Annotated in this window: 24 protein-coding genes and 1 tRNA gene; 5 read left to right on the top strand and 20 right to left on the bottom strand. The window is 69.9% G+C overall.

Going from position 1 to position 26,559, the window contains the following annotated elements:
• Nucleotides 1-30: 30 nt before the first annotated feature.
• Nucleotides 31-1,398: a cystathionine beta-synthase gene (locus EIL87_RS15835; protein WP_125091309.1), complete on the bottom strand. Its 1,368-nt coding sequence runs from the start codon at nt 1,396-1,398 to the stop codon at nt 31-33.
• Between the two features lie 243 nt (nt 1,399-1,641).
• Between EIL87_RS15835 and EIL87_RS15830 the strand changes: the two genes are divergently transcribed.
• Together EIL87_RS15830 and EIL87_RS15825 are read left to right on the top strand one after the other, a co-directional pair.
• On the top strand, nt 1,642-2,580 hold the full coding sequence (locus tag EIL87_RS15830) for an SGNH/GDSL hydrolase family protein (RefSeq protein ID WP_125091308.1): 939 nt from the start codon (nt 1,642-1,644) through the stop codon (nt 2,578-2,580).
• 118 nt (nt 2,581-2,698) lie between these two features.
• Complete coding sequence (locus tag EIL87_RS15825) at nt 2,699-3,919, top strand: acetyl-CoA C-acetyltransferase (RefSeq protein ID WP_125091307.1); 1,221 nt, start codon at nt 2,699-2,701, stop codon at nt 3,917-3,919.
• A gap of 631 nt (nt 3,920-4,550) precedes the next feature.
• Here EIL87_RS15825 and EIL87_RS15820 read toward each other — a convergent pair.
• The 10 genes from EIL87_RS15820 to EIL87_RS15775 all read right to left on the bottom strand — a co-directional run bounded on the left by EIL87_RS15820 (nt 4,551) and on the right by EIL87_RS15775 (nt 13,383).
• The gene (locus EIL87_RS15820) at nt 4,551-5,342 is read right to left on the bottom strand and encodes a Bax inhibitor-1/YccA family protein (RefSeq protein ID WP_125091306.1); all 792 of its coding nucleotides are present in this window, start codon (nt 5,340-5,342) and stop codon (nt 4,551-4,553) included.
• A gap of 142 nt (nt 5,343-5,484) precedes the next feature.
• Entirely contained in the window at nt 5,485-6,528 is a 1,044-nt protein-coding gene (yidC, locus tag EIL87_RS15815) for a membrane protein insertase YidC (RefSeq protein ID WP_125091305.1), read from the bottom strand.
• A gap of 267 nt (nt 6,529-6,795) precedes the next feature.
• Complete coding sequence (locus EIL87_RS27475; RefSeq protein WP_233576286.1) at nt 6,796-7,428, bottom strand: hypothetical protein; 633 nt, start codon at nt 7,426-7,428, stop codon at nt 6,796-6,798.
• A gap of 493 nt (nt 7,429-7,921) precedes the next feature.
• Nucleotides 7,922-7,995, bottom strand: a tRNA-Leu gene (locus tag EIL87_RS15800).
• A gap of 104 nt (nt 7,996-8,099) precedes the next feature.
• The gene (locus tag EIL87_RS15795; RefSeq protein ID WP_233576285.1) at nt 8,100-9,230 is read right to left on the bottom strand and encodes an ATP-grasp domain-containing protein; all 1,131 of its coding nucleotides are present in this window, start codon (nt 9,228-9,230) and stop codon (nt 8,100-8,102) included.
• A gap of 307 nt (nt 9,231-9,537) precedes the next feature.
• Nucleotides 9,538-10,860, bottom strand: a complete 1,323-nt coding sequence (locus tag EIL87_RS15790; protein ID WP_125091304.1) for an NAD(P)/FAD-dependent oxidoreductase — start codon at nt 10,858-10,860, stop codon at nt 9,538-9,540.
• Nucleotides 10,861-11,178: 318 nt separating this feature from the next.
• Nucleotides 11,179-11,754, bottom strand: a complete 576-nt coding sequence (locus tag EIL87_RS15785) for a DinB family protein (protein ID WP_125091303.1) — start codon at nt 11,752-11,754, stop codon at nt 11,179-11,181.
• Between the two features lie 30 nt (nt 11,755-11,784).
• On the bottom strand, nt 11,785-12,357 hold the full coding sequence (locus tag EIL87_RS15780) for an SAM-dependent methyltransferase (protein WP_233576284.1): 573 nt from the start codon (nt 12,355-12,357) through the stop codon (nt 11,785-11,787).
• A 3-nt stretch (nt 12,358-12,360) separates the two neighbouring features.
• Complete coding sequence (locus EIL87_RS27470) at nt 12,361-12,531, bottom strand: hypothetical protein (protein WP_233576283.1); 171 nt, start codon at nt 12,529-12,531, stop codon at nt 12,361-12,363.
• Between the two features lie 51 nt (nt 12,532-12,582).
• Entirely contained in the window at nt 12,583-13,383 is an 801-nt protein-coding gene (locus tag EIL87_RS15775) for an AraC family transcriptional regulator (protein WP_125091302.1), read from the bottom strand.
• 66 nt (nt 13,384-13,449) lie between these two features.
• On the opposite strand from EIL87_RS15775, the gene EIL87_RS15770 reads away from it, so the two are divergent.
• A complete protein-coding gene (locus EIL87_RS15770) occupies nt 13,450-13,890 on the top strand; it encodes a DUF3224 domain-containing protein (protein ID WP_125091301.1) in 441 nt (146 codons plus the stop codon).
• Between the two features lie 16 nt (nt 13,891-13,906).
• Here EIL87_RS15770 and EIL87_RS15765 read toward each other — a convergent pair whose 3' ends face one another.
• Entirely contained in the window at nt 13,907-14,557 is a 651-nt protein-coding gene (locus EIL87_RS15765) for a molybdopterin-dependent oxidoreductase (protein ID WP_125091300.1), read from the bottom strand.
• A gap of 399 nt (nt 14,558-14,956) precedes the next feature.
• On the bottom strand, nt 14,957-15,703 hold the full coding sequence (locus tag EIL87_RS15760; RefSeq protein ID WP_325049478.1) for a uracil-DNA glycosylase: 747 nt from the start codon (nt 15,701-15,703) through the stop codon (nt 14,957-14,959).
• Between the two features lie 70 nt (nt 15,704-15,773).
• Here EIL87_RS15760 and EIL87_RS15755 point away from each other — a divergent pair, with 70 nt between their 5' ends.
• Nucleotides 15,774-17,240, top strand: a complete 1,467-nt coding sequence (locus EIL87_RS15755) for a S10 family peptidase (protein WP_125091298.1) — start codon at nt 15,774-15,776, stop codon at nt 17,238-17,240.
• A 75-nt stretch (nt 17,241-17,315) separates the two neighbouring features.
• Nucleotides 17,316-17,603, top strand: a complete 288-nt coding sequence (sepF, locus tag EIL87_RS15750) for a cell division protein SepF (protein ID WP_125091297.1) — start codon at nt 17,316-17,318, stop codon at nt 17,601-17,603.
• Nucleotides 17,604-17,663: 60 nt separating this feature from the next.
• On the opposite strand, the gene EIL87_RS15745 is transcribed toward sepF, so the two are convergent.
• From EIL87_RS15745 to EIL87_RS27090, 7 genes are all read right to left on the bottom strand, one after another.
• On the bottom strand, nt 17,664-18,662 hold the full coding sequence (locus tag EIL87_RS15745; protein ID WP_125091296.1) for an ABC transporter ATP-binding protein: 999 nt from the start codon (nt 18,660-18,662) through the stop codon (nt 17,664-17,666).
• The gene (locus EIL87_RS15740) at nt 18,655-19,665 is read right to left on the bottom strand and encodes an ABC transporter ATP-binding protein (protein ID WP_125091295.1); all 1,011 of its coding nucleotides are present in this window, start codon (nt 19,663-19,665) and stop codon (nt 18,655-18,657) included. The genes EIL87_RS15745 and EIL87_RS15740 overlap by 8 nt, the downstream gene beginning before the upstream one ends.
• An 11-nt stretch (nt 19,666-19,676) precedes the next feature.
• Nucleotides 19,677-20,639, bottom strand: coding sequence for an ABC transporter permease (locus EIL87_RS15735; protein WP_125091294.1), 963 nt, complete (start codon nt 20,637-20,639; stop codon nt 19,677-19,679).
• Nucleotides 20,632-21,558 carry an ABC transporter permease gene (locus EIL87_RS15730; RefSeq protein ID WP_125091293.1) on the bottom strand — a complete coding sequence of 309 codons (927 nt, stop codon included), beginning with the start codon at nt 21,556-21,558 and terminating at the stop codon, nt 20,632-20,634. The genes EIL87_RS15735 and EIL87_RS15730 overlap by 8 nt, the downstream gene beginning before the upstream one ends.
• 73 nt (nt 21,559-21,631) lie before the next feature.
• Entirely contained in the window at nt 21,632-23,263 is a 1,632-nt protein-coding gene (locus EIL87_RS15725) for a peptide ABC transporter substrate-binding protein (protein WP_199740433.1), read from the bottom strand.
• 203 nt (nt 23,264-23,466) lie between these two features.
• Nucleotides 23,467-24,420, bottom strand: coding sequence for a Ppx/GppA phosphatase family protein (locus EIL87_RS15720; protein WP_125091580.1), 954 nt, complete (start codon nt 24,418-24,420; stop codon nt 23,467-23,469).
• Nucleotides 24,421-24,553: 133 nt separating this feature from the next.
• On the bottom strand, nt 24,554-26,395 hold the full coding sequence (locus EIL87_RS27090; RefSeq protein ID WP_233576282.1) for a lytic transglycosylase domain-containing protein: 1,842 nt from the start codon (nt 26,393-26,395) through the stop codon (nt 24,554-24,556).
• Between the last annotated feature and the right edge of the window lie 164 nt (nt 26,396-26,559).

Genomic DNA, 26,559 nt, shown 5'->3' with positions numbered 1-26,559 from the left:
CAGAGCGCAGGGGCGATCCGTGTGAAGTCGTCATCGACCGGCGATGAATCCAAGCACATCCTGGCGGGTCACGACCCCGGCGGGTTTGCCGTCGATGAGGACCATCGCCCCGTCCGCGCCGGCCAGCGCCGACATCGCGGAGCTGATCTCCTCACCAGCGCCGATGGTCGGCAGCGGCGGTGACATGTGCTGCTCGACGGTATCGGCCAGGTGCGCCCGGCCCGCGAACAGCGCGTCGAGCAGGTCGCGCTCGTTGACCGCACCGGCGATCTCGGCCGCCATGATCGGCGGCTCGGCCCGCACGACGGGCATCTGCGAGACGCCGAACTCGCGCAGGATCGCCACCGCCTCGGCGACGGTCTCGCTCGGGTGGGTGTGCACGAGCTCCGGGATGGTGCCGTCCTTGCGGCGGAGCACGTCACCGACCCGGCCACCGCCGACGTCGGGCGAGAGGAAGCCGTAGGAGGCCATCCAGGAGTCGTTGAAGATCTTGCCGAGGTAGCCGCGGCCGCCGTCGGGCAGCAGCACCACGATGACGTCGTCCGGGTTGGCGTTCTCGGCGACCTTGAGCGCGGCGGCCACGGCCATGCCGCAGGAGCCGCCGACCAGCAGCGCCTCCTCGTGGGCCAGGCGCCGGGTCATCTCGAAGGACTCGGCGTCGGAGATCGGCACGATCTCGTCGCAGATGCCCTTGTCGTAGGTGGACGGCCAGAAGTCCTCGCCAACGCCCTCGACCAGGTAGGGGCGGCCGTGGCCGCCGGAGTAGACCGAGCCTTCGGGGTCCGCGCCGACGATCTTGACCGCGCCGCCGGAGATGTCCTTGAGGTACCGGCCGGTGCCCGAGATCGTGCCGCCGGTGCCGATGCCGGCGACGAAGTGCGTCACCTTGCCCTCGGTCTGGCGCCAGATCTCCGGGCCCGTGGAGTGCACGTGCGACTCGGGGTTCTCCGGGTTGGCGTACTGGTTGGGCTTCCAGGCACCGTCGATCTCGGTGACCAGCCGGTCGGACACGCTGTAGTAGGAGTCCGGGTGCTCGGGCTCCACGGCGGTCGGGCACACCACGACCTCGGCGCCGTAGGCCTTGAGCACGTCGCGCTTGTCCTCGCCGACCTTGTCCGGGCACACGAACACGCAGCGGTAGCCCTTGCGCTGGGCGACCATCGCCAGGCCCACACCGGTGTTGCCGGAGGTGGGCTCCACGATGGTGCCTCCCGGCCGGAGCTCGCCCGAGGCCTCGGCCGCCTCGATCATGCGCAGCGCGATCCGGTCCTTCACGCTGCCACCGGGGTTGAGGTACTCCACCTTGGCAAGCACCGGGGTCTTTCCGGTGGCAACCGCGTTCAGCCGGACCAGCGGGGTGTTGCCCACCAGGTCGGTGACGTGCTCGACGTAGTCCACGCCTCGTCCTCAATCATCGGGTCGTCCCGCGCGGCGGGTCTCCGGCGCGGGTGTGATGCCGAGCGTAATCGCCTGGTCAGGCGCTAACCCACAGGACCTTCCGGACGACACACGGATCAGGGAAGTTTTTCGCGCTCGGCGGCGTCTTCCCAATGCGGTGCGTAGGCGTTCCACCGGGCGCGCTCCTGGTCGGGATGGGCGAGCATCCAGATCCGCGGGGTGGTTGCGAGGGGAGGAGCCGAGATGATCGTGACGAAGGCTTTGCGGCTCGCACTGCTGGCAGCTGGTACCGCAGGCGGACTCTCCGGCGCGGCCTACGGCCTGCTCAACGGCCAGGCCGGGCACGCGCGTCGGTTGATCGGTCCGCCGATCTCCGATCCGCTGCGCGCCGACGGCGTGCACCTGCCCACCGGGGTCGGTCCGGTGGCGCGCAGCGAGGTGCCCGAGGACGTCGAGCCGCTGGAGCTGGTGGTGCTCGGCGACTCCTCCGCGGCCGGGCTCGGCGCCAGCGTCCCGAGCGAGCTCCCGGGCGTGCGGGTCGCGCGCGGTCTGGCCGAGGAGCTGGAGGGGCCGGTCTCGCTGACCACCCACGCCATCGTGGGCGCCACGTCGCAGGAGCTGGCCGCGCAGGTCGACGCGGCTCTGCGGCGGAAGCCGGAGCTGGTGCTGATCATCATCGGCGCCAACGACGTGACCTCGAAGCTGCCGGTGTCCAAGTGCGCCGAGCTGCTCGGCGTCCAGGTCCGCCGGCTGGTGGAGGCCGACGTGAAGGTCGTGGTGGGCACCTGCCCGGACCTCGGTTCGGTCCGGCCGATCCCGCAGCCGCTGCGCTCGGTGGCCAGCCGCTGGAGCCTCGCGCTGGCGCGCGCGCAGCGGCGCGTCGTGGAGGCCAACGGCGGCTACGCCGTCCCGCTGGCGGACCTGCTCTCGCCGGAGTTCCTGGCGCGACCTGCGGAGTTCTTCTCCCCGGACCGCTTCCACCCCTCGGGCGCGGGCTACGAAGCGGCGGCGGAGATCTTGCTGCCGGTGATGTGCATGGCCATCGGCGCCTGGCAGGGCGGCCCGCTGCCGCCGGCACCGACCCGCTCGGAGACGGCCGAGGCACAACGCCCCACCAGCAGGATCGTCGCGCACCTGAACCGGCGTATGCACCTCCGCCGCCCGGGTCACAGCGCGGACTGAGGTACCGACCGGTCGGTTTGAGGGTTGTCGGTGAGTGGCGTCACCGACAGGATGGGTTCAACGGCTCTAAAGTGACCCGTCAGTAACCGCTCTGCGCTCGCGAACGAAGGAGTTCCCCATGCCCGAAGCCGTGATCGTCTCCGCAGCGCGCTCCCCCATCGGTCGTGCCGGCAAGGGATCGCTGAAGGACATCCGGCCCGACGACCTGACCGCCCAGATCGTCAAGGCCGCGCTGGACAAGGTCCCCGAGCTCGACCCCGCCGACATCGACGACCTGATGCTGGGCTGCGGTCTGCCGGGCGGCGAGCAGGGCTTCAACATGGCGCGCGTGGTCGCCGTGCTGCTCGGCCAGGACCAGCTGCCCGGCACCACCATCACCCGCTACTGCTCGTCGAGCCTGCAGACGACCCGGATGGCGCTGCACGCCATCAAGGCCGGCGAGGGCGACGTGTTCATCAGCGCCGGTGTCGAGACCGTGTCCCGCTTCGCCAAGGGCTCCTCGGACTCGCTGCCCGACACCCACAACCCGCTGTTCGCCGACGCCGAGGCCCGCACCCAGCAGACCGCCGAGCAGGGCGCGGACGGCTGGACCGACCCGCGCGAACTCGACCTCGTCCCGGACGTCTACATCCCGATGGGCCAGACCGCCGAGAACCTGGCGCGGCTCAAGGGCGTCACCCGCGACGAGATGGACGACTTCGGCGTCCGCTCGCAGAACCTCGCCGAGAAGGCCATCGCCAACGGCTTCTGGTCGCGCGAGATCACCCCGGTCACCACCCCGGACGGCACCGTCGTCTCCGCGGACGACGGCCCGCGCGCGGGCGTGACCAAGGAAGGCGTGGCCGGTCTCAAGCCGGTGTTCCGGCCCGACGGCCGCATCACCGCGGCCAACTGCTGCCCGCTCAACGACGGCGCCGCTGCCCTGGTGATCATGAGCGACACCAAGGCGAAGGAGCTCGGCCTGACGCCGCTGGCGCGCGTGGTGTCGACCGGCGTGTCCGGCCTGTCGCCGGAGATCATGGGCCTCGGCCCGGTGGAGGCCTCCAAGCAGGCCCTCAAGCGCGCGGGCATGAGCATCGACGACATCGACCTGGTCGAGATCAACGAGGCCTTCGCCGCGCAGGTCATCCCGTCCTACAAGGACCTGGGCATCCCGCTGGACAAGCTCAACGTCAACGGCGGCGCCATCGCCGTGGGCCACCCGTTCGGCATGACCGGTGCCCGCATCACCACCACGCTCATCAACTCGCTCCAGTTCCACGACAAGCAGTTCGGCCTGGAGACGATGTGCGTCGGCGGCGGCCAGGGCATGGCCATGGTCCTCGAACGGCTCAGCTGACCAACCACTGCGTGAACCGGTGGTCCGGTCCCCTCTCCGGGGACCGGATCACCGCTTCCTCGACCCGGAACTCCGCGATTTCCAGTGACCCGGGTCACCGGGCGAGTTGCGGAATTCGGTTCCCGGGTCGCGGTTTCCCCGGTCTCGGAATACCGGGGTGATCCGGGATGCCAACCGAGGAGGTGGCGGGTTTCGGGTTTCCGAGATGCGCCGATGTGGCGGCTGGAGGGAATTCCCGGGTTGGGCGAGACACCCTCCGAGGATGCCGTCGGCGATTGCGGGAGCGAAACCACGACTCCACGCACCCCTCGTCGCGGCGAAGCGATGTGGGCCCGCAGCACGCGCTCGGGTCCGGCGATCGCCGCTAGGAGACGTGGACCCGAGGCCTTCACGCGGAGGCGCGCTCACGTCGGGCAGGCACGGCCACGAGCGGAGTCACGTCCCCACCGCACGCCTCCGCCCAGGAGCGGCAGAGGCCCCAGCCAGGCCGTTCCGGGGCCGTCCCCGTCCAAGGCAGGAGCGGCCAGACGCCCACGACGTCGCGTGAGACCGGGCTGACATGCGAAAGTGGCCGCCACCCCGGAGGGTGGCGGCCACTTCGAGTCCGGGCTCGGCGCCGGTCGCTGTGGGATCAGTCGCTGCTGGAGAAGTACGACAGCAGGCGGAGGATCTCCAGGTACAGCCAGACCAGCGTGGTCATGAGGCCGAAGGCGATGTACCAGGCGAACTTGGCGTCCACACCGCTGCGGATGGCCTTGTCAGCGGCGTCGAAGTCCAGCAGGAAGCTGAACGCCGCGATGCCGATGCACAGCAGGCTGAAGCCGATGCCCAGCGGGCCCGCCTCGCGCAGGCCCAGGCCACCCGACATGAAGAAGCCGGCGACCAGGTTGACCAGCATCAGCACCGCCGCACCCGCGACCGCGCCGATGATCCACTTGGTCAGCTTCGGGGTGACCCGGATCGCGCCGGTCTTGTAGACGACCAGCATGGCGGCGAAGACGCCGAGGGTGCCCACGATCGCCTGCATGATGATGCCCGGGCTGAACATGGAGGCGAAGGCGTAGCTGATGCCGCCGAGGAACACGCCCTCGAGGGCTGAGTAGGCCACGACCAGGGCCGGTCGGACCTTCTTGGTGAAGACGATCACCAGTGAGATGACCAGTGCGGCCAGCGCGGCCGGCAGGGCCAGACCCACCGCCGGCGGGCCGACCAGGAAGGTCAGCGTGGCGGTGATCACCGCCAGCGTCAGGGTGATGGCGGTCTTGGTGACCACGTCGTCGATCGTCATCGGACGCGCGGTCTGCGGGGGAGCAGCCGGCGCCTGGCCGTAGGGCGACTGCTGGCCCTGGCCGTAGTTGAAGTTCGCGTAGCCACCGGCCATTTCCGGAAGCTTGCGGAACGCGGGGTTGCTCGTTGTGCGCAACTCATCCTCCTGGGCGTTCTTGCGCCGTCACTGAATTCAACGACCGGCGTTCCCGATCGGTTCCCGGGTCGGTAAAGCCGGACTTTACCCGAAGCGGAAGGCCGGTGGACACAAGATCCACCGGCCTTCCACCAAGAGGTGTCTAACGTCGCTTCTTCGCCCTGGAGGCTTGCTTGCCCGGACGGTTCTTCTGCTGGCCCTTCTTGCCACCGGGCTTTCCGCCCGGTTTACCCCCCGGACGCTGGCCGGGAGCGGGCTTGGCCGGCTTGGCCTCGGTGGCCGTGGCCGTGGTGGTCTCACCCTCGGCGGAGGGCTCGCCCTTGTCCTCGCGGACCGGCTTCTGCCCCGGCTTGGGACGAGGCGTGGCCTTCTTCGCCTCGATCTCCTTCTGCCGCTCGCGCTCCTGCTCGGCGTCGATCTTCTTGGTGAGGAAGTGCTGCTGGCCCAGCGTCCAGACGTTGTTCGCCAGCCAGTACAGGAGCACCGCGATCGGCAGGAACCAGCCGGAGACGATCGCACCGATCGGCGCGATGTACATCATGAACTTGGCCATCATCGCCGACTGCGGGTTGGCCATCGAGGCGTCGGTCTGCTTCTTCACCGACAGCCGCATGGTGAAGTACGTGGCCACCGACGCGACGAGCATCAGCGGGATGCCGACGATCATCATCGACGTCCGGTCGGTGCCGAACAGCGCCAGCTCCTGCGCGGGCTGAGTGATCCAGTTCGACAGCTTCGCGCCGAAGATGTCGGCCTGGATGAACGAGTCCACCCCGGTCTTGTCGAAGACGAAGTTGCTCTCCGCGCCCGGGTGGAAGTTCCGCAGCACGTGGAACAGGCTCAGGAAGACCGGGATCTGCAGCAGCGCGGGCAGGCAGCCGCCGAGCGGGTTGACCCCGTGCTCGGACTGCAGCTTCTGCATCTCCTGCGCCATGCGCTGGCGGTCGTTCTTGTACTTCTCGCGCAGCTTCTGGATGTGCGGCGCGAACTTGGCCATCTTGCGACCGGCGCGCATCTGGCTCAGCGCGGGCTTGATCAGCACCGTGCGCAGCGTGAACACCAGGAAGAACACGGCCAGGGCCCAGGCGAAGCCGTTGTCCGGACCGAGCACGGTCCCGAAGACCTTGTGCCAGAACCACAAGATCGCCGATACCGGGTAGAGGATGAAGGAGAAGAAACTTTCCACTCAGCTACTCCTGGTCATGGGCCGCTGGAGGGCGAGCGCCCGACGTCGTGTCCATCCGGCGCAACCCGGGCCGTACGTGCGCGGCTGAACCCGCCTGAACAGCAGGTCCCGCCAGTTCAAGGGTGCCATGCCCTGGTCGCCGAGGGCGCCCGCCCCCTGGCAGTCGCCGCACACCGCTCCGAACACGGACTGTTTGCGCAGGTCACACCGACAGGTGACGTGCGCGATACCGGGCCCGGGTCACACCAGGCCCGGTTCGACGCGGAGTCACCGGCGGAGCGCTCGGGCGATGATCCGGCCGGCGAAAAGGTAGATCAGCGCGGCCAGCCCGTAGTTGAGCACCAGACCGATCGTCGCGTCTCCCGGGGTGAACACGTCACCGAGGCCGAGCACGAAGAACTTCGCGGTGCCGTAGGTGAAGGCGACGAAGTCGTTGCCCTGGTTCGCACCCGTCACCGAGAAGATGATGTGCAGCACGAACACCAGCGCGATCAGCGCGCTGAACACCTGCACCGTGCGACCGATGGCGTCCGCGCTGGGGCCGTGGAACCGGTCCCGGTCGCGCCTGTCGTAGTCGCGGTCGCGGCGGTCGTAGTCGCGGTCGCGGGGGTCGTCGCGGTAGCGGTCGCGCTCCGGCTCCCGGTAGCGGTCGTACCGGTCATCGCGGTAGCCGTACGGGTCGGCGTACGGATCGGCGTACGGGTCGTCCCGGTAGCCGTAGGGATCGGCGTACGGGTCGTCGACGCGGGGTCCGACGCGCGTCTCCGGGTACGGGTTGTTGGCAGGCGGCTGGTAGCCCGGAACTCCACCAGGGGGCTGCTGGGCCGGCTGCTGCGGCTGCGGGTACTGCGGTGGCATCGGCTGCTGCGGCTGACCGCCCACCGGCTGCCCCGGTGGCACCTGCTGCCCCGGGGGGACCTGCTGCGGCGGTCCGGGCGGCGCCTGTCCTGGCGGTACCTGCGGCGGCCTCGGCTGACCGCCCGGCGGTGGTCCCGGCGGCGCCTGTCCTGGCGGTACCTGCGGCGGCCTCGGCTGACCGCCCTGAGGCGGTCCGGGCTGCTGCGGTCCTGACTGCCCCGGCCGTCCGGCCCGGGGGTCTCGCTCGTAGGCCATGAGCGCGCATTGTCGCTGCTCGCCCACCCGGCGCGAAACCCCCACCCCGTAGGCGTCGGCGATGAAGCGCACCACAGCCGAGGACGCCGTGACGTGCGGCGCCGCCCCGGCGGGGGGTCGCGGAGCCCGCGGTCCGGCGGTCCACCGGGTTCGAGAGGTTCACCGAAGGGATGTCCGAACGCGACCGGGCGGAAGGTCACCGAGGTGGGGTTCGGCGGGGAGAGCAGGACGCCCGGAGGCGGGCGGCGCGGGAGGCGCTCGACCCGTTGGCTCGAGCAAGTGCCCCCGGTCGGGTTCGAACCGACACTCTGACGATTTTAAGTCGTCTGCCTCTGCCAATTGGGCTACGGGGGCCAGGGTTCGTACCGGCACGCGCGTGCCGGTACGCCACTAGGACGCGGCGAGATCGCCTAAGGTTCCCGCGCACGTGAAGATTCCACACATCTGCTGCCGTCCGGTCACCAGCTGCCCCATTCGCCCACCGTTGCCGACACCACCAGCTCGTCGAACCGCGAGCACACCCAGTCGTGCACCGCTGCGGAGACCTCCTCGCAGTCCGCGCGCTGCTCGAACCAGCGCCAATCGCTGTTGACGTTGACCTCCAAGAACACCCACGCGCCCGCGACGCGCAGCAGGTCGAACCCGGCGACGTCGAGCTCCCACCGGCGGCACAACCGCAACAGCGGCTCGACGAGCTCCTCGGGCACCTCGACCGGTTCCACCGCGACCGACTCCGGGTCCACCCACAGCTGCGCCGGGTCGAGCTTGTGCACCCGGAACCCGATCGCGCGCTCCCCCACCACGAACACGCGCAGTTCCTCGTCGGCGTCGAGGTGCTGCTGCACCACCACCGGCGCGGGCTCGCGCGCGTCGCGGCCGGTGCGGCGGATGTCCAGCGGCTGCGGGAAGAGCCCGCGCAGCGCACCCGGCTCGGGTTCGAGCATGTGGTGCCCGACGGCTTTGACGATGCACTGCGCGCCACCGGGCCTGCTGCGCCCGGGCATGGTGGTCACGGAGGTGCGCGGGACGCGCAGGCCCACCGACGCGGCGCCTTGCAGCTGCGTCAGCCGGTCGAGTCCTCGGGACCGCCCCGTGTTCACCTGCTCCCAATCGTCGCGCGCGGTCAGCCAGTCGCCGACAGCCTGCCACTGCTCCCGAACGTAGGCCCCGTAGACGGTGGCGGGGTCGACGGGTACGGCGGCCATGTCGAAGTGTCGCCGCCAGATCAGCACCGGGCGCAAGAGCCAGCGGTGGAATTCGATCAGAGGGGTATCCGCGTGGACCGTCAGTGGCACACCCACGCAGCGGTCGGCGTCGATGCGCACCATGCGGACGTCGCGCTCGGCCAGGGCGAGGGAGAGCCCGTTCATCTCCATGTCCGTGGCGCGCGAGAGCACCACCACGCAGGGCACGGGGTCGCCGGGCTCCTCCTCGACGAGCCCCGCCTGGTACATGCGTTCCTGGAAGTCCAGCGGCGTGTCCGGTGCGCGGACGAAGTAGTCCTGCCCCTGGAGCAGCACAGGTGTCGGGCGGAGCTCCGGCTCTGCCCGTTCCCCCAGATCAGCGGGCCGCTTCTCGCCCGCGCTCATGATCAGTCGTCCTTCTTCCAGAACACCTTCGCGGCCTCGGTGTAATCCGCTTCGAAGTCGGCGATGGGGCCGTCCTGCGCGTCCCCACGACGCAAGATCGCGGCCAGCTCTTTCAGCGTCAAGGGATTCACCCTTCCCCCAGGTGACGCATCCTTTCAGGTGAAGATTCACCTCGGTTTTCGATTACCCACTACACATTGTCGATGAAGCCGGGTCCGCTGTCCACCGCTCGGACGAGATCTTTAAAACATGAAGGCCGCGCGTCATCGTCGACGCGCGGCCAGGGGTGTCCATCGGCTCGGGTGGCTCAGCTCGCGGCGGCCCGCTCGAAGGCAGCGCGCGGGTTCTCGATCTGACCCATGGACACGGCTTCCCGCTTGAACAGGAACGCCAGCGTCCAGTCGATGACGATCCGCATCTTGCGGTTGAACGTGGGCATCCGGCTCACGTGGTAGCTGCGGTGCATGAACCAGGCCACGAAGCCCTTGGCCTTGAACCCGTAGACGTCGGCCACGCCCTTGTACAGGCCCAGCCCGGCGACCGAGCCGGCGTAGGCGTGCCGGTAGGCCTTGGTCTGCTTGCCGCGCAGGGTGGCCAGCACGTTCTTGGCGAGCTGGTCGGCCTGGCGAACCGCGTGCTGCGCGGACGGGGCGCAGGTGGCGGCCGGGTCCTCGTCGGTCTTGGACAGGTCCGGCACTGCGGCGACGTCACCGGCGGCCCAGACCTCGGGGAGGCCCTCGACCTGCAGGTGCGCGGAAGCCTTGACGCGTCCCCGCTCGTCGAGCGGCAGGTCGCTGCTCTTGACCACCGGGTTGGCCTTCACGCCCGCGTTCCACACCAGGGTGTCGGTGTCGAACTCGGTGCCGTCGGACAGGACGGCGTGACCGCCCTCGACCGACTTCAGGAAGGTGTTCAAGTAGACCTTGATGCCGCGCTCTTCGAGAGCCTTGACGACGTAGACGCCCATCTTCTCGCTGACCTCGGGCATCACCCGGCCGGCGGCTTCGACGAGAACCCAGGACATGTCGTCCGGCCTCACGTTCCCGTAGTCGCGGCACGCGTAGCGGGCCATGTCCTCCAGCTCGGCCAGCGCCTCGACGCCCGCGAACCCGCCACCGACGAAGGTGAAGGTCAGCAGCCGCTTGCGCAGCTCCTCGTCGTCGGTGTTGGCCGCGGCGTCCATCTTGGCCAGCACGTGGTTGCGCAGGTACGTCGCCTCGCCCACGGTCTTGAGCCCGATGCCTTCCTCGGCCAGGCCGGGGATCGGCAGCAGCCGGGAGACCGAGCCCAGCGCCACGACGAGGACGTCGTAGCCGAGCGTCTCGGTGCCGGACTGCGGGTTCTCGATCGTGACGAGCTTCTCGCTGTGCTTGATCTCGGTGACAGACGCGGTGATCACATGGCACCGCTTCAACACTCGTCGCAGTGGCGCTACCACGTGGCGGGGTTCAACCGAACCCGCGGCCGCTTCCGGCAGGAAGGGCTGGTAGGTCATGTGCGGCTGAGGATCGACGACCGTCACGGAAGCTTCACGGCGACCCAGCTTCTTCTGCAGCTGAAGTGCCGTGTACATGCCGACGTAACCGCCGCCGAGGATGAGAATCCGCGTGGGATCGGATTTACCAGCCATGGCTTCATCGTCGCACCACATACCGTGAGCGCGCTGCAGCTACCCCCCTTAATGTGACGCCAGTCGCGAGTGGCGTCGATCACGATCAACGCGCGGTAGGCGACCATACGCGCTGCGTACGCGCTCTGCATCGAACAAGCGCGGAGGGCGGCGTGGCAGGACATCGCCTCTGACGTCAGGCGGTCCGGCTGCGCCTCACCCTACCGAATCTTCGGCGGGAGAGACCACGGAACGCACCACTTCTCGATCAAGGTGACCGCGGCCAGCGCCCGCATCGGAAAGCGGTGACGTCCCGGGGGACTTCGTCGTTGATCAAGCCTACCGGGCCGCTTCTCGAGCGACGCGCTCCAGGCGCTCGCGGTGCTCCCGCCACCAGGACTCGTCGTGGCTGGCCATGTTGTCGTTGTCGGGACCGCGGCCGACGGACCCGTCGATGAGCTCGCGGAGGATGTCCACGTGCCCGGCGTGCCGACCGGTCTCCTGGATGACGTGCACCAGGATCCGGTGCAGCGTCACCTCGCCGGTGGGCCACCACGGGACCGCACCGCGGGAGTCGAGCTCCAGCGCGTCGATCGTCTCGTCGGCGTGGCCGCGGGCGCGCCGGTAGAGGTCGAGGACCCAGTCGCGGGACTCGTCGGGCCGGGCCCACATGTCGGCGTCGAGCTCGGCGCCCGGGCCGGTCCAGGGCATCGGGATCCCGGACGGACGCCCGAAGACGTCCCCGAAGTACCCCAGTTCCACGGTGGCCAGGTGCTTGACCAAGCCGAGCAGGTTCGTCCCGGTCGGCGTCATCGGCCGACGCAGGTCGTACTCGGACAACCCCTCGACCTTCCAGAGCACGGCGTCCCGGCCCTGGTCCAAGTACAGCTGCAGCACGGCCTTCTCATCAGTCATGAGCCCGAAACTGCCACACGCCACCGACCTTCACCGGCCCTCGCGGCGCCGCAGCAGGAGGATGACGAACCCGAGGACTCCCCGGTACCCGCGCAGCCAGCCGTCGCGGTGGGCGCGCGCCACCTCCAGCACCTCGGCCGCGTCCGGTTCTTCGCGGTGGTCGAGGGCCCAGCTGGTCAGCGCACCGGTCCAGGACCACTCGTAGTCGTCCCACTCGCCCGGCTCGCTGACGTGCCCGTGGACCGGCGCCCACCCCGCGTCCTCGACGACGTCGACGACGTCCGCGAGGCTCATCAGGTCGCCGGGTTCCGCCCCGAGGGCCCGGAGCGCCTCCTCATCGGGCGGGCGTTCCCAGAACCCGTCACCCACCAGCAGCGAACCGCCCGGAGCGAGGTGCTCGCCCGCCGCGCGCAGCGTCGCGCTCAACCCGCCGAACGCGTGCGCCGCCCCGACGCACACGACCAGGTCGAAGCCGCCGCCGGACCGGTGCTCGCGCACATCGGCCTGCACGAACGACACCCGCTCGGCGAGGCCGCGCCGCCGCGCCTCCTCCTCGGCTCGGCGCAACGGGCCTTCGGAGAGGTCGACGCCCACGGCGCGCACCGCCTAGTGCTCCTCGGCAGCGCGCAGCACCCACTCCCCCGCGCCGCACCCGAGGTCGAGGACGGCGGACCCGACCTCGGCCCGTCGCAGCAGCGTGGTCACGGTGGCGTCGCTGACCGGGGCGGCGACGGGGTGCCCGGCGTGCGCCAGCGCGCTCAGCTCACGGTGGTCCACACCGCGATCGTGACGACCTCGTCCTCCGGCCGCACCTGAATTTCCGCCGCCTCACGCCCCGGTGCCGGGGTCGCGCCGGTATGTGGCCGGGGCGGTGCCGACGACCTGGGTGAAGACGCGGGTCAGGTGGGCCTGGTCGCTGAACCCGAGCTCGGCGGCGAGCGCGGACCAGTCGACGGGTTCACCGGAGTGAGCGGCCGCGGTGGCGTCGAGGATGCGGGAGCGCTGGATGACCCACTTCGGGCCGATGCCGACGTGTTCGGAGAACAAGCGCTGCAGACTGCGCAGGCTGCGCCCGGCGTGCTGGGCCAGCTGTTCGGCGCGCACGATGTCGGGGCGCTTCCGCACCTCGTCGACCAGCTCGGTCGCCTCGCGGCCCGCCGGGTCAGGTTCGGGTTCGCAGGCCTGCAGGTAGGCGTCGAGGACCGGGACGATCTCGGCCGTGGCGCTCGTGGCCAGGATCCGTGCGGCCGCCGGTCGGTCGTCGTGCCCGAAGACGTCCTCAGCGGTGCGCACGGTTCCCGAGATCGCCCGGACGCTGCCCTTCAGCAGCGCCCGGAAACCGCCGGGGTGGAAGGCCGCGCCGAGCACGTGGCCGGCTCCGGTCAAGGTCCGGAAGAACGGGCCGCGGGAGACGCCGTGGACGAAGAGCCTGCCGTCCTCCGCGGCGATGTGGACCCGCGGCTGCGGCACCACCTGCTGCCGGTGCTCACCGGAGACGTTCCAGCGGACGAGCCAGTAGTAGTCGACGAACTCGGCCAAGGCGGGGTCGGGCGCGACGCGCTCCACGTCGAACGCCCGCTCCCCCGCCTTCGGGCGCACGACCGCCTCGGGTCGCCCGGCAATCGACATGGGCCCAGCGTAAGCCGTCGCGTTCGTTCAAGACCCGCGCGACGCACGCGACCTACGTTCAGGTGCATGAGCTACCAGCACAAAGCCGCAGCCCGCTTCTCCGTCTCCGCGTGGTCCGAGCACCTCGTCGTCGACATCGACGGCGAAGGCACCCAGGCCGGCGACGCCTACTACCCGAACCGGGGCATCACCCGCGCCGAGGTGCGGTACACCTACTCCGGGGACATCGAGGGCACGAGCACCCTGACGTACTTGATCGCCTACAAGTCCGATGCGGCCCCGGTCCTGTGCTTCGAGCACTTCGAGGGATCGATCGCAGGTCACGAAGGCTCCTGCGTCTTCCAGCACGTCGGCACCCAGGACAAGTCCTCGGTCTCGGCGCACCTCCAGGTCGTGCCCGGCATGGGCACCGGCGACCTCGAGGAGCTCCGCGGTGAAGCCGAGATCGCCATCGCAGGCCACGCCGACAACGGTTACGAGCTCAACCTCGCCTACTCGTTGTCCTGACGCACGGTCTCGACCGTCAGCGCCGGGCGCGGTAGGGCCGGCGGGCCAGGGGGAGCGCGGCTGCCCAGACGCGGCGCCAGACGGGACCGGGCAGGTAGCGGCTGCGCTCTTCCCGGGCCACCCGGGCACGAGGGTGCTCCCTGAAGCCGGCCGAGCCGGACTCGTAGGTGAGCCGGTACTCGAGCGCGACGAGGTGCTTCACGCTCTTGTACCCGTACTGGTCCGGCGAGACCAGGCGCAGCGGCCCACCGTGCTCCGGCCCGAGGGGCACCCCGTTCAACCGCGTGGCGGCGAGCACCTTCTCGGCGAGCACGTCGTCGAGGGACGAGCAGGAGCGGAAGCCGTCCAGTCCGGTAGCCACCAGCCACCTCGCGCGCGGGTGCGGGCGGACCTCCTCGGCGATGCCCGCGGCGAGGTCCCGGAACCGCACCCCCGACCAGCGCAGGTCGAGCGCACTCCACGTCGTCACGCAGTGCAGGTCGCTGCACTGCTCGAGCTCCGGCAACCCACCCAGGAGCTCGGCCAGGTCGAACTGCGCCGGGTACCGCACCGCGCCCTGCACGGTCAGCACCGGACGCTCAGGCACCACGCCGACACGTCCCGCGAACTCCGGCAACCCGAACCGCTCCAGCTCGGCACGACGCTGGCCCGGCGGCAGATCTCGCACCCGCTGAGGATCGCACGCGGAACCACCCGGGAGGCGCGGTTTTCGCGCTCGGCGGTTCAGGCGGTCATCGGTCAGCTCGACACCAGCTCATAACATCGCACTTCACACACCGGATGGGTCACGGCGGCCCACTCCACCGCCTGGGTGGCCGGGCGCGCCTGCTCCACCGCCCTCGGCCAGGTCGCACTCGATCTCGCAGATCAGCTGACTGTTCGGCCGAAGGAAGCTCGGCGCCTGAGCACTCCGAGCAGGAAGGCCTGCAGGGACTGCCCCCGTTCTCGGGCCTCCCGCGCGAGGGCTGCCTCGACGTCCTCCGGCACTTCTCCATGGTCAACACGGCCATGCACGCATGCCGCGGTCACAGCGACTCCGTTGGCCAGTCGAGCGACTCGTACGGCGTCACCCGATCCCCGAGAGCTGCTTGGCGCGGTCGAAGACCTCGCGCAGCATCTCCGGGGTGAGCTTGCCGGTGAAGGTGTTCTGCTGGCTGACGTGGTAGCAGCCGAGCAGGTGGAGCGGGGAGCCCGCGTCGGTGGCGGGGAGTTCCGCGTGGGCGAGGTGGCCGAACTTGGGGCGGGGGCGCGGGACCTCCCAGACCGCGTCGGCGATGACCGGGAGCAGCGCTTGCCAGCCGAAGGCGCCCAGCACCACGACGACCTTCAGCGTGGGGCGGAGCAGGTCGAGCTCGCGGACCAGCCAGGGGCGGCAGGTGTCGCGCTCGGCCGGGGTGGGCTTGTTCGCCGGCGGGGCGCAGTGGACCGGGGCCGTGATGCGCAGGTGGTGCAGGGTCAGGCCGTCGTGCAGCGACACCGACTCGGGCTGGGACGCCAGGCCGACGTCGTAGAGCGCTCGGAAGAGGACGTCGCCGGAGCGGTCTCCGGTGAAGATCCGGCCGGTGCGGTTGCCGCCGTGGGCGGCCGGGGCGAGTCCGACGATCGCGATCTCCGCGTCGGCCGGGCCGTAGCCGGGAACCGGGCGGCCCCAGTACTCCTCGTCGCGGAAGGCGGCGCGCTTGACGCGGGCGACCTCCTCGCGCCAGGCGACCAGCCGAGGGCATGCCGTGCAGCGGCTGACGAGTTCGTCCAGTTCCGCGAGATGGCCTGCTCCCGGGGCCGCGTCGGCGGGATGTCCGGACGGGTTGGTGATCAGCTCCGAGCTCGTGTCCACCCCGCAAAACTGACAGAAAACGCCTCCGGTGGCACGTACTGTGGGCGACATGGCAGAGGAGAAGACCGACGAGGCGACGCAGCAGGACACCAACCCCGCCGAGCCGGTGGACGACCTGGTCAGCACCCACCACGCGATCACCGCGGACGGCACCGAGCTGTCCTACACCGCGACCACGGGACGCGTCGTGCTGCGCGACGAGGTCTACGCCGACGGCAAGTTCGACGGGCACAAGCCCAAGGCCGAGGTGTTCCTGACCTCCTACGTCGTCGACGCCGCCCCCGGCAGCAACCGCCCGGTGACCTTCGCGTTCAACGGTGGGCCGGGCTCGGCGAGCGTGTGGCTGCACCTCGGTCTGCTGGGGCCGCGCCGGGTGCTCTCCGGTGACGCCGGCGACCTCGCGCCCCCGCCCTACGGCCTGGCCGACAACCCCGAGACGCTGCTCAAGCACAGCGACCTGGTGTTCATCGACCCCGTCTCGACCGGGTACTCGCGGGCCGTCGAGGGCGGGAAACCCGACGACTTCCACGGTTTCCAGGGCGACATCGAGTCGATCGCCGAGGTCATCCGGCTGTGGACGACCCGCAACAGCCGGTGGATGTCGCCGAAGTACCTCGCCGGCGAGTCCTACGGGACGCTGCGCGCGGCCGCTCTGGCCGACCACCTCCAGTCGCGGCACGGCTGGTACCCGAACGGGCTGCTGCTGATCTCGTCCGTGCTGGACATGGGCACGATCCGGTTCACCGAGGGCAACGACCTGCCCTACTCGCTCTACCTGCCGACCTACGCCGCCATCGCGCACCACCACGGCAAGCACGGCGACCGCCCGCTGCGCGACGTGCTCGACGAGGCCGAGAAGTTCGCCGCCGAGGACTACCCGTGGGCGCTGGCCCGCGGTGCGCGACTCACCCCCGAGGAACGCGCCGACGTGGTGCGCAAGCTCGCCGAGCTGTCCGGGTTGAGCGAGGACTACGTGGACCGCGTGAACCTGCGCATCGAGCACATCCGGTTCTTCACCGAGCTGCTGCGCGACGAGCGCAAGACCGTCGGCCGGATGGACGGACGGTTCACCGGCTGGGAGCCGGACGCCGCGGTGGAGCGCTTCACCGACGACCCGAGCATCTCCGGTATCCGCGGCGCCTACGCGGCGGCGATCAACCACTACCTGCGCGAGGAGCTCGACTACCGCAGCGACCTGCCCTACGAGACCCTGACCGGCCGGGTGCAGCCCTGGTCGTACAAGGAGTTCGAGGGGGCCGCGGTCTCCGTCGTGGACCGTCTCGGTGCCGCGATGCAGGCCAACCCGCACATGCAGGTGCACGTGGGCTGCGGGTACACCGACGGCGCCACGCCGTACTTCGCCGCCGAGCACGTGCTGGCGCGCCTGCCCGTCCCGGACGAGCTGCGGGAGAACATCGACGTCCGCTACTACCCGGCGGGCCACATGATGTACGTCCACGAACCGTCCCGGCTCCAGCAGTCGGAAGACCTGGCGAACTTCCTCTCCGAAGACTGACGCCCGCGGAGTTCTTCGGGGGTTCCGACGGGTTTCCGGCGCGCCGCGGGCGGTTGCGATTGACACCGACGTGCGGTGGGTGACACTGAGCAGGTGGTCACGACGCTGCACCCGCAGAACTACCAGGACGGCTACCACGTGGGCGACTGCTACCGCAGGGGCAACACCGTCCTGATGGACCTCACCGCCGTCCCGGGTTCCGAGGCGACCCAGCTCGTCGACTTCGCGGCGGGACTGGTCGTCGCCCGGGGCGGGGACATGCGCCGGGTCGCCCCCAGGGTCTTCCTGCTCAGCCACCCCGGCGACACCGACCACCCGGCCAGGGGTGAGCGGGACACGACCGCACGCCCCTCGGACGGGTGATCGCAGCACGAGGACGGGCGCCCCACCGGAGTTCGGCGGGGCGCCCGTCCTCGTGCCGGGTCAGGCGACGACGTGGGGGTGTTCCTCCGCGAAGTGGCAGGCCGCGGGGTGGTTGCCGAGGCGGACCTCCAGTTCCGGGGTCTTCTCGGCGCAGATGTCCTGGGCCTTCCAGCAGCGGGTGCGGAAGCGGCAGCCCGACGGCGGGTTGGCCGGGCTCGGTACGTCGCCGGTGAGGCGGATGACCTCGCGCTTGCCCCGCAGCGTCGGGTCCGGGACCGGAACCGCCGAGAGCAGCGCCTGGGTGTACGGGTGCTGCGGGTGCTCGTAGATGTCGTCCTCGGTGCCGATCTCGGCGATCTTGCCGAGGTACATCACCGCGACCCGGTCCGACAGGTGCCGAACCACACCGAGGTCGTGCGCGATGAACACGTACGACAACCCGAACTCCTGCTGCAGGTCGTCCAGCAGGTTCATCACCTGCGCCTGGATCGACACGTCGAGCGCGGACACCGGCTCGTCGCAGACGATCACCTTGGGCCGCAGCGCCAGCGCGCGGGCGATGCCGATGCGCTGCCGCTGGCCACCGGAGAACTGGTGCGGGTAGCGGTGGATGTGCTCGGGGTTGAGACCCACGACCTCCAGCAGTTCCTGCACCTTGCGGCGTCGCTCCCCCTTCGGCGCCACCTCGGGGTGGATCTCGAAGGGCTCGCCGACGATGTCGCCGACAGTGCGCCGCGGGTTCAGCGAGGTGTACGGGTCCTGCAGCACGATCTGCATGTCCCGCCGCAGCTTGCGCAGTTCCGCACCGCGCATCGTGAAGATGTCGCGCCCCTCGAACGTCGCCGTGCCGCTGGTCGGGCTCTCCAACCGCATGAGCACCTGCGCTAGCGTCGACTTGCCGCAGCCGGATTCGCCCACGACGCCGAGGGTTTCGCCCTTATGCAGGTCGAAGGACACGCCGTCGACCGCCCGCACGTGCCCGACCGTGCGGCGTGGGATCCCCGCGCGCACCGGGAAGTGCTTGACCAGGTCGTGCACCTGGAGGATCGGCTCAGCCACGGCTCATCATCTCCTCCGCGAAGTGGCAGGCGCTGATCCGGCCCAACCCGAGGTTGTGGTCGGTCGGCACCTCCGTGCGGCACTTGTCCTCGGCCCGCGGGCAACGCGGGTGGAAGGGGCATCCCGGCGGCACGGACATCAGGTTCGGCGGCAACCCCCGGATGGTCTCCAGCTCCTGGCCCTTGAGGTCCAGACGCGGGATCGACCGCATCAGACCGTCGGTGTAGGGGTGACCGGGGGTCTTGTACAGCGAGTACGCGTCGGCGGCCTCGACGATCCTGCCCGCGTACATCACCACGATCCGGTCCGCGACCTCGGCGACCACGCCCAGGTCGTGGGTGATCAGGATCAGGCCCATGCCGCGTTCCCGGCGCAGCTCGTCGAGCAGGTCCATGATCTGGGCCTGCACGGTGACGTCCAGCGCCGTGGTCGGCTCGTCGGCGATGAGCAGGTCGGGGTCGAGCGCCAGCGACATCGCGATCATCGCGCGCTGCCGCATGCCGCCGGAGAACTGGTGCGGGAACTCCTTCACGCGCTGCTTGGCGTTGGGGATCTTCACCTGGTCCAGCAGCTCGACGGCCTTGGCCATCGCGTCCTTGCGGGACGTGCCGCGCCGCATCCGCAGCTGCTCGGCGATCTGGAACCCGACCGTGTAGACCGGGTTCAGCGCCGAAAGCGCGTCTTGGAAGATCATCGCCATCGAGTCGCCGCGCAGGTCGCGCCTGCGCTCGTCGGTGGCGGTCAACAGGTCCTCGCCGCGGTAGCGGACAGCACCACCGGTGATCGCCCCGGGCGGGACGTCCAGGATGCCCATCACGGTCTGCGCGGTGACGCTCTTCCCGGAGCCGGATTCGCCCAGCACGGCGAGGGTTTCGCCGGCGTCGACGTGGTAGTTCACGCCGTTGAGGACCTTCGCGACACCGTCCCGGGTGCGGAACTCGACGTGCAGGTCCTCGACCTCCAGCAGGTGTTCCGCCGAGGTCTCGTTCTGGATTGCGGACACAGCGGTTCCTCCTACTTCTGCTTCGGGTCGAGCGCGTCGCGGACGGCATCGCCGAGCATCACGAACGCCAGGACCGTGGCCACCAGGAAACCAGCCGGGAAGAACAGCAGGTGCGGCGCGGCCTGGATGTAGTTGCGCGACTCGGCGATCATCACGCCCCAGGACACGACCGGCTCACGCAGGCCGATGCCCAGGAACGACAGCGTCGCTTCAGCACCGATGAACCCGCCGAGCGCGATGGTCGCGTAGACCATCACCGGGGCCAGGGTGTTCGGCAGCACGTGCCGCATGATGACCCGGGCCGGGCTCGCCCCCAGCGCGCGGGCGGCCTTGACGTAGTCCTGCTGCTTGGCCGCGATCGCCGCCGAGCGCATGATGCGCATCGAGATCGGCCAGGACAGCACCGCGATCGTCGCCACGACCTGGGTGATGACCCGGGCGCCGCTGGGGATCGTGATGTCGGCGTTCATGGTGGTCAGGATGACGATCGCGCCGAGCACGAACGGCAGTCCCATGAAGATCTCGGAGAACCGGGAGATCAGGGTGTCCACCTTGCCGCCGAAGTAGCCAGCGACGATGCCGATCACCCCGCCGAGCAGCACCGTCAGCAGCGTGGCCACCAAGCCGACCAGGATCGACGCGCGGGCGCCGATGATGGTGCGGGCGTAGAGGTCCCGGCCGAGGTTGTCGTAGCCGAACCACGCTTCCGCCGACGGCGTCTGGCGGGCCTTGGTCAGGTCCTGGAAGTTGGGGTCGGTGTGCGTGAACAGCTGCGGGAAGGCGGCGATGATCAGCAGCACCACGATGATCGACGAGGCGATCAGGAACAGCGGCCGGCGACGCAGGTCGCGCCAGGCGTCGCTCCACAGACCGCGGGGCTTCTCGTTCTTGGCCTTGTCGGCTCCGTCGTCCGCTCGCGCCACCTCGGGCGCGGGGGTGGTGGCGAGGCCGGTGGTGCGGTTCGGGTCAGTCATATCGGATCCTCGGGTCGAGCACCGCGTAGAGAACGTCCACCAGCAGGTTCATCAGCAGGTAGACCAGCACCAGGACGGTGACGATCCCGGTCACCGTGGTGCCTTCCTGGGTGGTGATCCCCTTGTAGACCAGGCCGCCGATGCCGCGGATGTTGAACACGCCTTCGGTGACGATCGCGCCACCCATCAGCGACCCCAGGTCGGTGCCCAGGAAGGTGACCACCGGGATCAGGGAGTTGCGCAGCATGTGCACCCCGACGACCCGGTGGGGCTTGAGGCCCTTGGCGACGGCGGTGCGCACGAAGTCGGCGTGCTTGTTCTCCATCATGCTGGTGCGCGTCAGCCTGGAGACGTAGGCCATGGACAAGGATCCGAGGACGAACCCGGGAACGATGAGTTCGCCGATCGTGGGATCGGAGGAGACCGTGGTCCTGATCAGCCCCAGCTCGGAGCCGAGCACCACCTGCAGCACGAAACCGGTGACGAACACCGGCAGCGCGATCAGGAACAGCGTCGACACCAGCACCAGGTTGTCCAGGAAGCCGCGCCCGCGCAGGCCTGTCAGCACACCGGCGAGCAGACCGATGACCGCTTCGATGACCAGGGCGACGAGGGCGAGCCGGACGGTGATGGGGTAGGCCTGCTCGAGCAGCGAGGAGATCGCGGTTCCGGAGTAGGTCTCTCCGAAATCACCCGACAGCAGCTTCCCCAGGTACTTCAGGTACTGGAGGATCAGAGGATCGTCCAGGTTGTACTTCTCGTGCATCTCCGCGATGTAGGCGGGAGGACAACCCCGGTCCCCGCACTTCCCCGCGAACGGATCGCCGGGAATCGCCCACACGAGCAGGTAGATGATGAACGTCGTCCCGATGAAGACCGGGATCAGTTGCAGCAGCCGCCGCAACACGTAGCGACCCATCCGGGCCTCCTCCATCAACAGCAGAGCAGGGCCCGGCCCACCGGGTTGCGGTGGGCCGGGCGAGCTCTCGGTCCTACGGGTTCAGGCGCACCGTGCTCAGGTCGAGCTCGCGGTAGGCCTTGACCTCACCTTCGGCGACCCGCTCGGAGAAGCCGTACTGCACCGGCTGGGTCCACAGCGGGATGGCCGGCAGGTCCTCTCCGAGCATCTTCTCCGCGTCGGCGTAGGCGGCAGTGGCGGCCTCGATGGTCGGAGCCGCGTTCGCCTTGTCCAGCGCGGCGTCGAACGCCGGGTTGGAGTACTTGTAGTCGTTCGACGAGGCGTCCGTGCGGTACAGCTGCGTCAGGAACGTCTCGATGTTCGGGTAGTCGGCCTTCCACCCGGTGCGGAACAGGCCGTCGAACTGGAACGAGTTGGCCTTCTGGCGGAACTCGCCGAAGGTCGGCACCGGCACGAACTGGGTCGGGATGCCCAGGTTCTGCTGGATGCTCGCGGCCACGGCCTGCACCCACTCGTTGTGGCCGCCGTCGGCGTTGGTCTCCAGCGTCAGGGTGCCGGGGAAGCCACCGGCCTGGGCCAGGTACTGCTTGGCCTTCTCCGGGTTGAACTCGCAGGCCTCACCGCACTGGGCCGGGCGGTAACCGTCGGCCGCGGGTGTGGCGAAACCGTCCGCCGGGTCCCGACCGCCCGAGAAGACCTGCTGGGCGATGGTCTTGCGGTCGATCGACATCGAGATCGCCTTGCGGACCAGCGGGTTCTTGAACTTCTCGTCGTAGATCGGGATGCCCAGGTTCTGGGTGAGCAGGCCCGGCTTCTGCTTCGCGCGCTCGCCGAGGTCCTGCTTCCACTTGTCGCCGACCAGGGCGGAGACCGGAACGGCACGCAGGAAGTCCAGGTTGCCCGAGACCAGGTCCTGGTAGGCGGTGTCGAGGTTGTCGTAGACCTTGAACTTCGCACCCTTGATCGTCGGCTTGTCGGTGCCCGCGTACTTGTCGTAGGCGGCCAGGTTCAGCTCGACGTTCGGGGTGCGGTCCTCGAACTTGAAGGGACCGTTGCCGATCGGGTGTTCCTCGAACGCCTTGGGGTCGGCGAAGAAGGAGTCGGGCAGCGGCATGTAAGCGGAGTAGCCGAGCACGACCGGGAAGATCGTGAACGGGGCCTTCAACTTCACCGTGAACGTGGTGTCGTCGACGACCTTGAGACCGGACATCTCCTTGGCCGCCGGCGGCGGGGCCTGCGCGGGGCCGTCCTCGCCGTCCGGGTCCTCGGACTGCACCTGGTCGTAGCCTTCGATCTGCTCGAAGAAGCTCGCGCCCTGGAAACCGTTGGGGCCGTAAGCCGAGTAGTTCCACGCGTCGACGAAGTTCTTCGCCTTCACCGGCGTGCCGTCGTGGAAGGTCCAGCCCGGCTTGAGCTTGATCGTGAAGTTCTGGTTGTCGGTGGTCTCGATCGACTCCGCCACCGCGTTCTCGACCTTGAGGTCACTGGCGCGGTAGTTCACCAGGCCCGTGAACATCGCGTTCACGATGAACCCACCGTTCTCCTCGGTGGTGTTGGCCGGGACCAGAGGGTTCTCGGGCTCGCCCCAGTCGAGGGTGACGACGCCGTCCTCTCCCGAGCCGCTGCCGCCGCCACCGCAGCCGGTGGCGAGCACCGCCACCGCCAGCGGGGCCGCGACCAGTGCGGCCAAACGTCCCTTTCGCATGTAGGTCCTCCCGCTTCCACGCGTGCCCCAGGTTCGATTTCCGGGGTCATCACGCACGACGGATCGTCACCGTCGCGTCAGACGTGCGTAAACATAAGTGAGAACCGGGCGGCGACAATGCAGTGTCACAAAGCCGTCACTTTCTGAATCGATTCTCCGTTCCCGTTCTTTGCAATCGGAACGGGAGGACCAGTACTTGAGAACTAGCTGATGGACAGGGCGATGCCGTCCAAGATGTCGTGTTCGCTCGCGATCATCGACGTGATGCCGCTGCGCTCCGAAAACTCTTCGGCCAGAACCTTGACCACCAGCGCACCGCCCCCGATGACGTCCACGCGACCCGGGTGCATCGAGCCGATCTGCGAACGCTCCTCGTGGGACGAGGAAAGGAGCTGTTCGGCGATTCGTTCGACTCGGTTCTGGGAAATGTGGGAAAGGTGAATGGCCTGCGGATCGTATTCCGGCAAATCCTGTGCAACAGCGGAGAGGGTCGTGACGGTTCCGGCGACTCCGACCCAGGTCCTGGCCCCGCTGACGTCCACCCGGGCGAAGGCCTCGTCGAGGACCTGTCGGGCCACCTTCTCGGCTTCCAGGACCTCTTCGTCGGTGGGCGGGTCGTTGCGCAGGCACCGCTCGGTCAACCGCACGCAACCGATGTCGGCGGAGTGGGCGGCGGTGATGTCGGCGTTCGCGCCGTCCCAGTTGCCCACCACGACCTCGGTGGATCCGCCGCCGACGTCGGTCACCACGAACGGGCCGTCCCACGGGTCGAGGTCGCCCACGGCGCCGACGAACGACAGCCGCGCCTCCTCGTCACCGCTGATCACCTCGGCGTCGACACCGAGCGTGTCGCGCACCATCGAGAAGAAGTCCTCGCGGTTCTCCGCGTCGCGGGTCGCCGAGGTCGCCACCATCCGGACGCGCTCGACCCCCTTGCGCGCAGCCATCGCGGCGTAGTCGACCAGCGCTTCGCGCGTGCGCTCGATCGCCTCCGGCGCGAGCCGGCCGGTGGCGTCGACTCCCTGGCCGAGCCGGACGATGCGCATCGTGCGGTAGATGTCGCGCAGGTCCTTGCGCCCGTCGTCGTGCACCGTGACGTCCGCGACCAGCAGGCGAATCGAGTTCGTCCCGCAGTCGATCGCCGCAACCCGTGCCATCGCACCCTCCTCGACCAGCAGCGCACCGGCGTTTCCGGCGGCCACCCCAACGCTAACGGTCGCGGATCGGCCCCGTTCGAACGCCGGGCCGCGCACGTGACGTGCGCGGCCCGGTGCCGGGGTCCGGCGTGGGCTACTGCTGAGGCGTGTAGCCCTCAGGAACGGTGCAGGGCTCGCCGATGCCGTCGCGGTCGGAGTCGGCGACCACCGTGGTCCCCGCCGTCAACGACCTGACCACCTCCGGCGGCTGCAGCTCCGCGACCACACCCGGCACCAGGGCGAACGCGCCCTGGTCGAGCAGGTTCCTGTCGCACGCGGACTCCTGCCTCGACGGCATCGCGGGCATCAACGGCATGCTCGACTGCTGCTGCGGCACAGGACCGGTCGACGAGGAGGACCCGGCCGGCGTCTCGGTCGGCGTCGGGGTCTCGGTCGGCGTCGGGGTCTCGGTCGGGGTCTCGGTCGGGGTCTCGGTCGGGGTCTCGGTCGGCAGCTCCGACGACGGCTGGCTCCCGGCCGACGGCCGGTGCTCGGTCGGCACCGGGTCCTCGGACGACGACGGCTCCATCGGCGAACCGGACGCGGTCGACGGCGGTGCGTCGGTCGACGGCGGAGGCGTCGGGGTCCCTGACGTACCCGGCGAGCCGCCACCTGCGTGTCCGCCCACCGCCTCGTCCGGCGACCCGGGCGGCGTGGGCTCGACCGGCGAGACCAGCGACTGGTGGTCCTGCGGCTGAGCCTGCGGCGACTGCAGCTGGTCCCGCGGCGGCTGGTGCTGCGGTTGCTGGTCCTGGTCCTGCGGCAGCAGTCCCGAGTCGTGCGGCGTCTGGCCCTGCGGTGAGGGGAGCTGCGGTTGCTGGTCCTGGTCCTGCGGCAGCAGTCCCGAGTCGTGCGGCGTCTGGCCCTGCGGTGAGGGGAGCTGCGGTTGCTGGTCCTGGTCCTGCGGTGGAAGCGGCAGCGAAGTCGGCGTCGGAACCAGCCCCAGCCCCGTCTCGGTCTGGGTCTCGGACTCGTCGGCCGCCTCGGGCTCGGGCCGAGGGGGCGCGGGCTGGGCGGCGGAGGCCTCCGGCTCGGGCTCCGTCGGGGCGAGCGCCAGCGGCCGCGGGTCCTCCACCGGCGGGACCGGCTCGATCTCCGGAATCGTCAGCGGCTCGGGTTCGGGCAGCGCCACGACGTCGGGTTCGGCGGGCAGGCGGTCCCCGGCCAGCACGTCGCGGCTCTCCGGCGCCAGCTCGGCCGGCGTCGGGGTGACACCCCGGCGGTAGGCGTCCGCCCAGACCAGCACCGTGCGGACGTAGCTCTCAGAGTGGTTGTAGCGGAACACCGCTGCCGCGAGGGCACGCGGATCGTTGAGGTCGGCACCGCCCTCGCAGAGGTAGTTCCCGGCGGCGGCCGCCGAGTCGGGCAGGTTGTGCGGGCTCTCGACACCGTCCTCGTTGCCGTCGGTCGCGAACTTCCGCCAAGTCGCGGGGATGAACTGCATCGGCCCGACCGCCCGGTCCCACACCGGGTCGCCGTCGAACCGGCCGGCGTCGGTGTCCCGGATCGCCGCGATGCCCGGTCCGCCCGAGAGCCGCGGGCCGAGGATCGCGTGCACGGTCGTGCCGTTGACGTCGAGGTCGCCGTTGCGCGCGTGGCCGGACTCGATGCGACCGATCGACGCCAGCACCGACCAGTGCAACCCGCACGCGGAGGTCTGCTCCACCGAGCGGGCGGCCTTCACGTACGCGGCCAGCACCGGTTCGGGGATGCCCAGCTCACCGGGCGGAAGCTCCACGCGCGGAGCGGGTGGCGGCACCTGGGCCAGCTGCGCGGGATCGGCGAGCTCGTCGAGCAGCCGGGGGTTGAGCACCGGCGCCTGCGGCAGGGTCCCGCTCGCGCCCAGCTGCCGCAGGTCCGGAGCGTGCTGACCGGTCCCGGTCGGCAACGCCGAGGCGCTCACCAGCGCCGCCGGCAGCGCCAGCACCGGAGCCATCGCGGTGGCCGCCAGCCATCTCCGCCCGCGATAGCGCTCCGCCGCGCGCGTCCGCCTGTTCCGCCGGAACCTGTAGTCGCGGTTCGCCACCCGTCAGACCCCCAGAACCGAGTTCGCGCCGTCCGCCGAAGCCGAATCCCTGGATACACCACCTCCGAACGACT

Origin of the sequence: Saccharopolyspora rhizosphaerae, from assembly GCF_003931915.1 — a bacterium.
In the GTDB taxonomy this organism is placed as follows: Bacteria; Actinomycetota; Actinomycetes; order Mycobacteriales; family Pseudonocardiaceae; genus Saccharopolyspora; species Saccharopolyspora rhizosphaerae.
The sequence above is the reverse complement of the archived record's forward strand: the minus strand, read 5'-3'. Positions and strand labels throughout refer to the sequence as shown.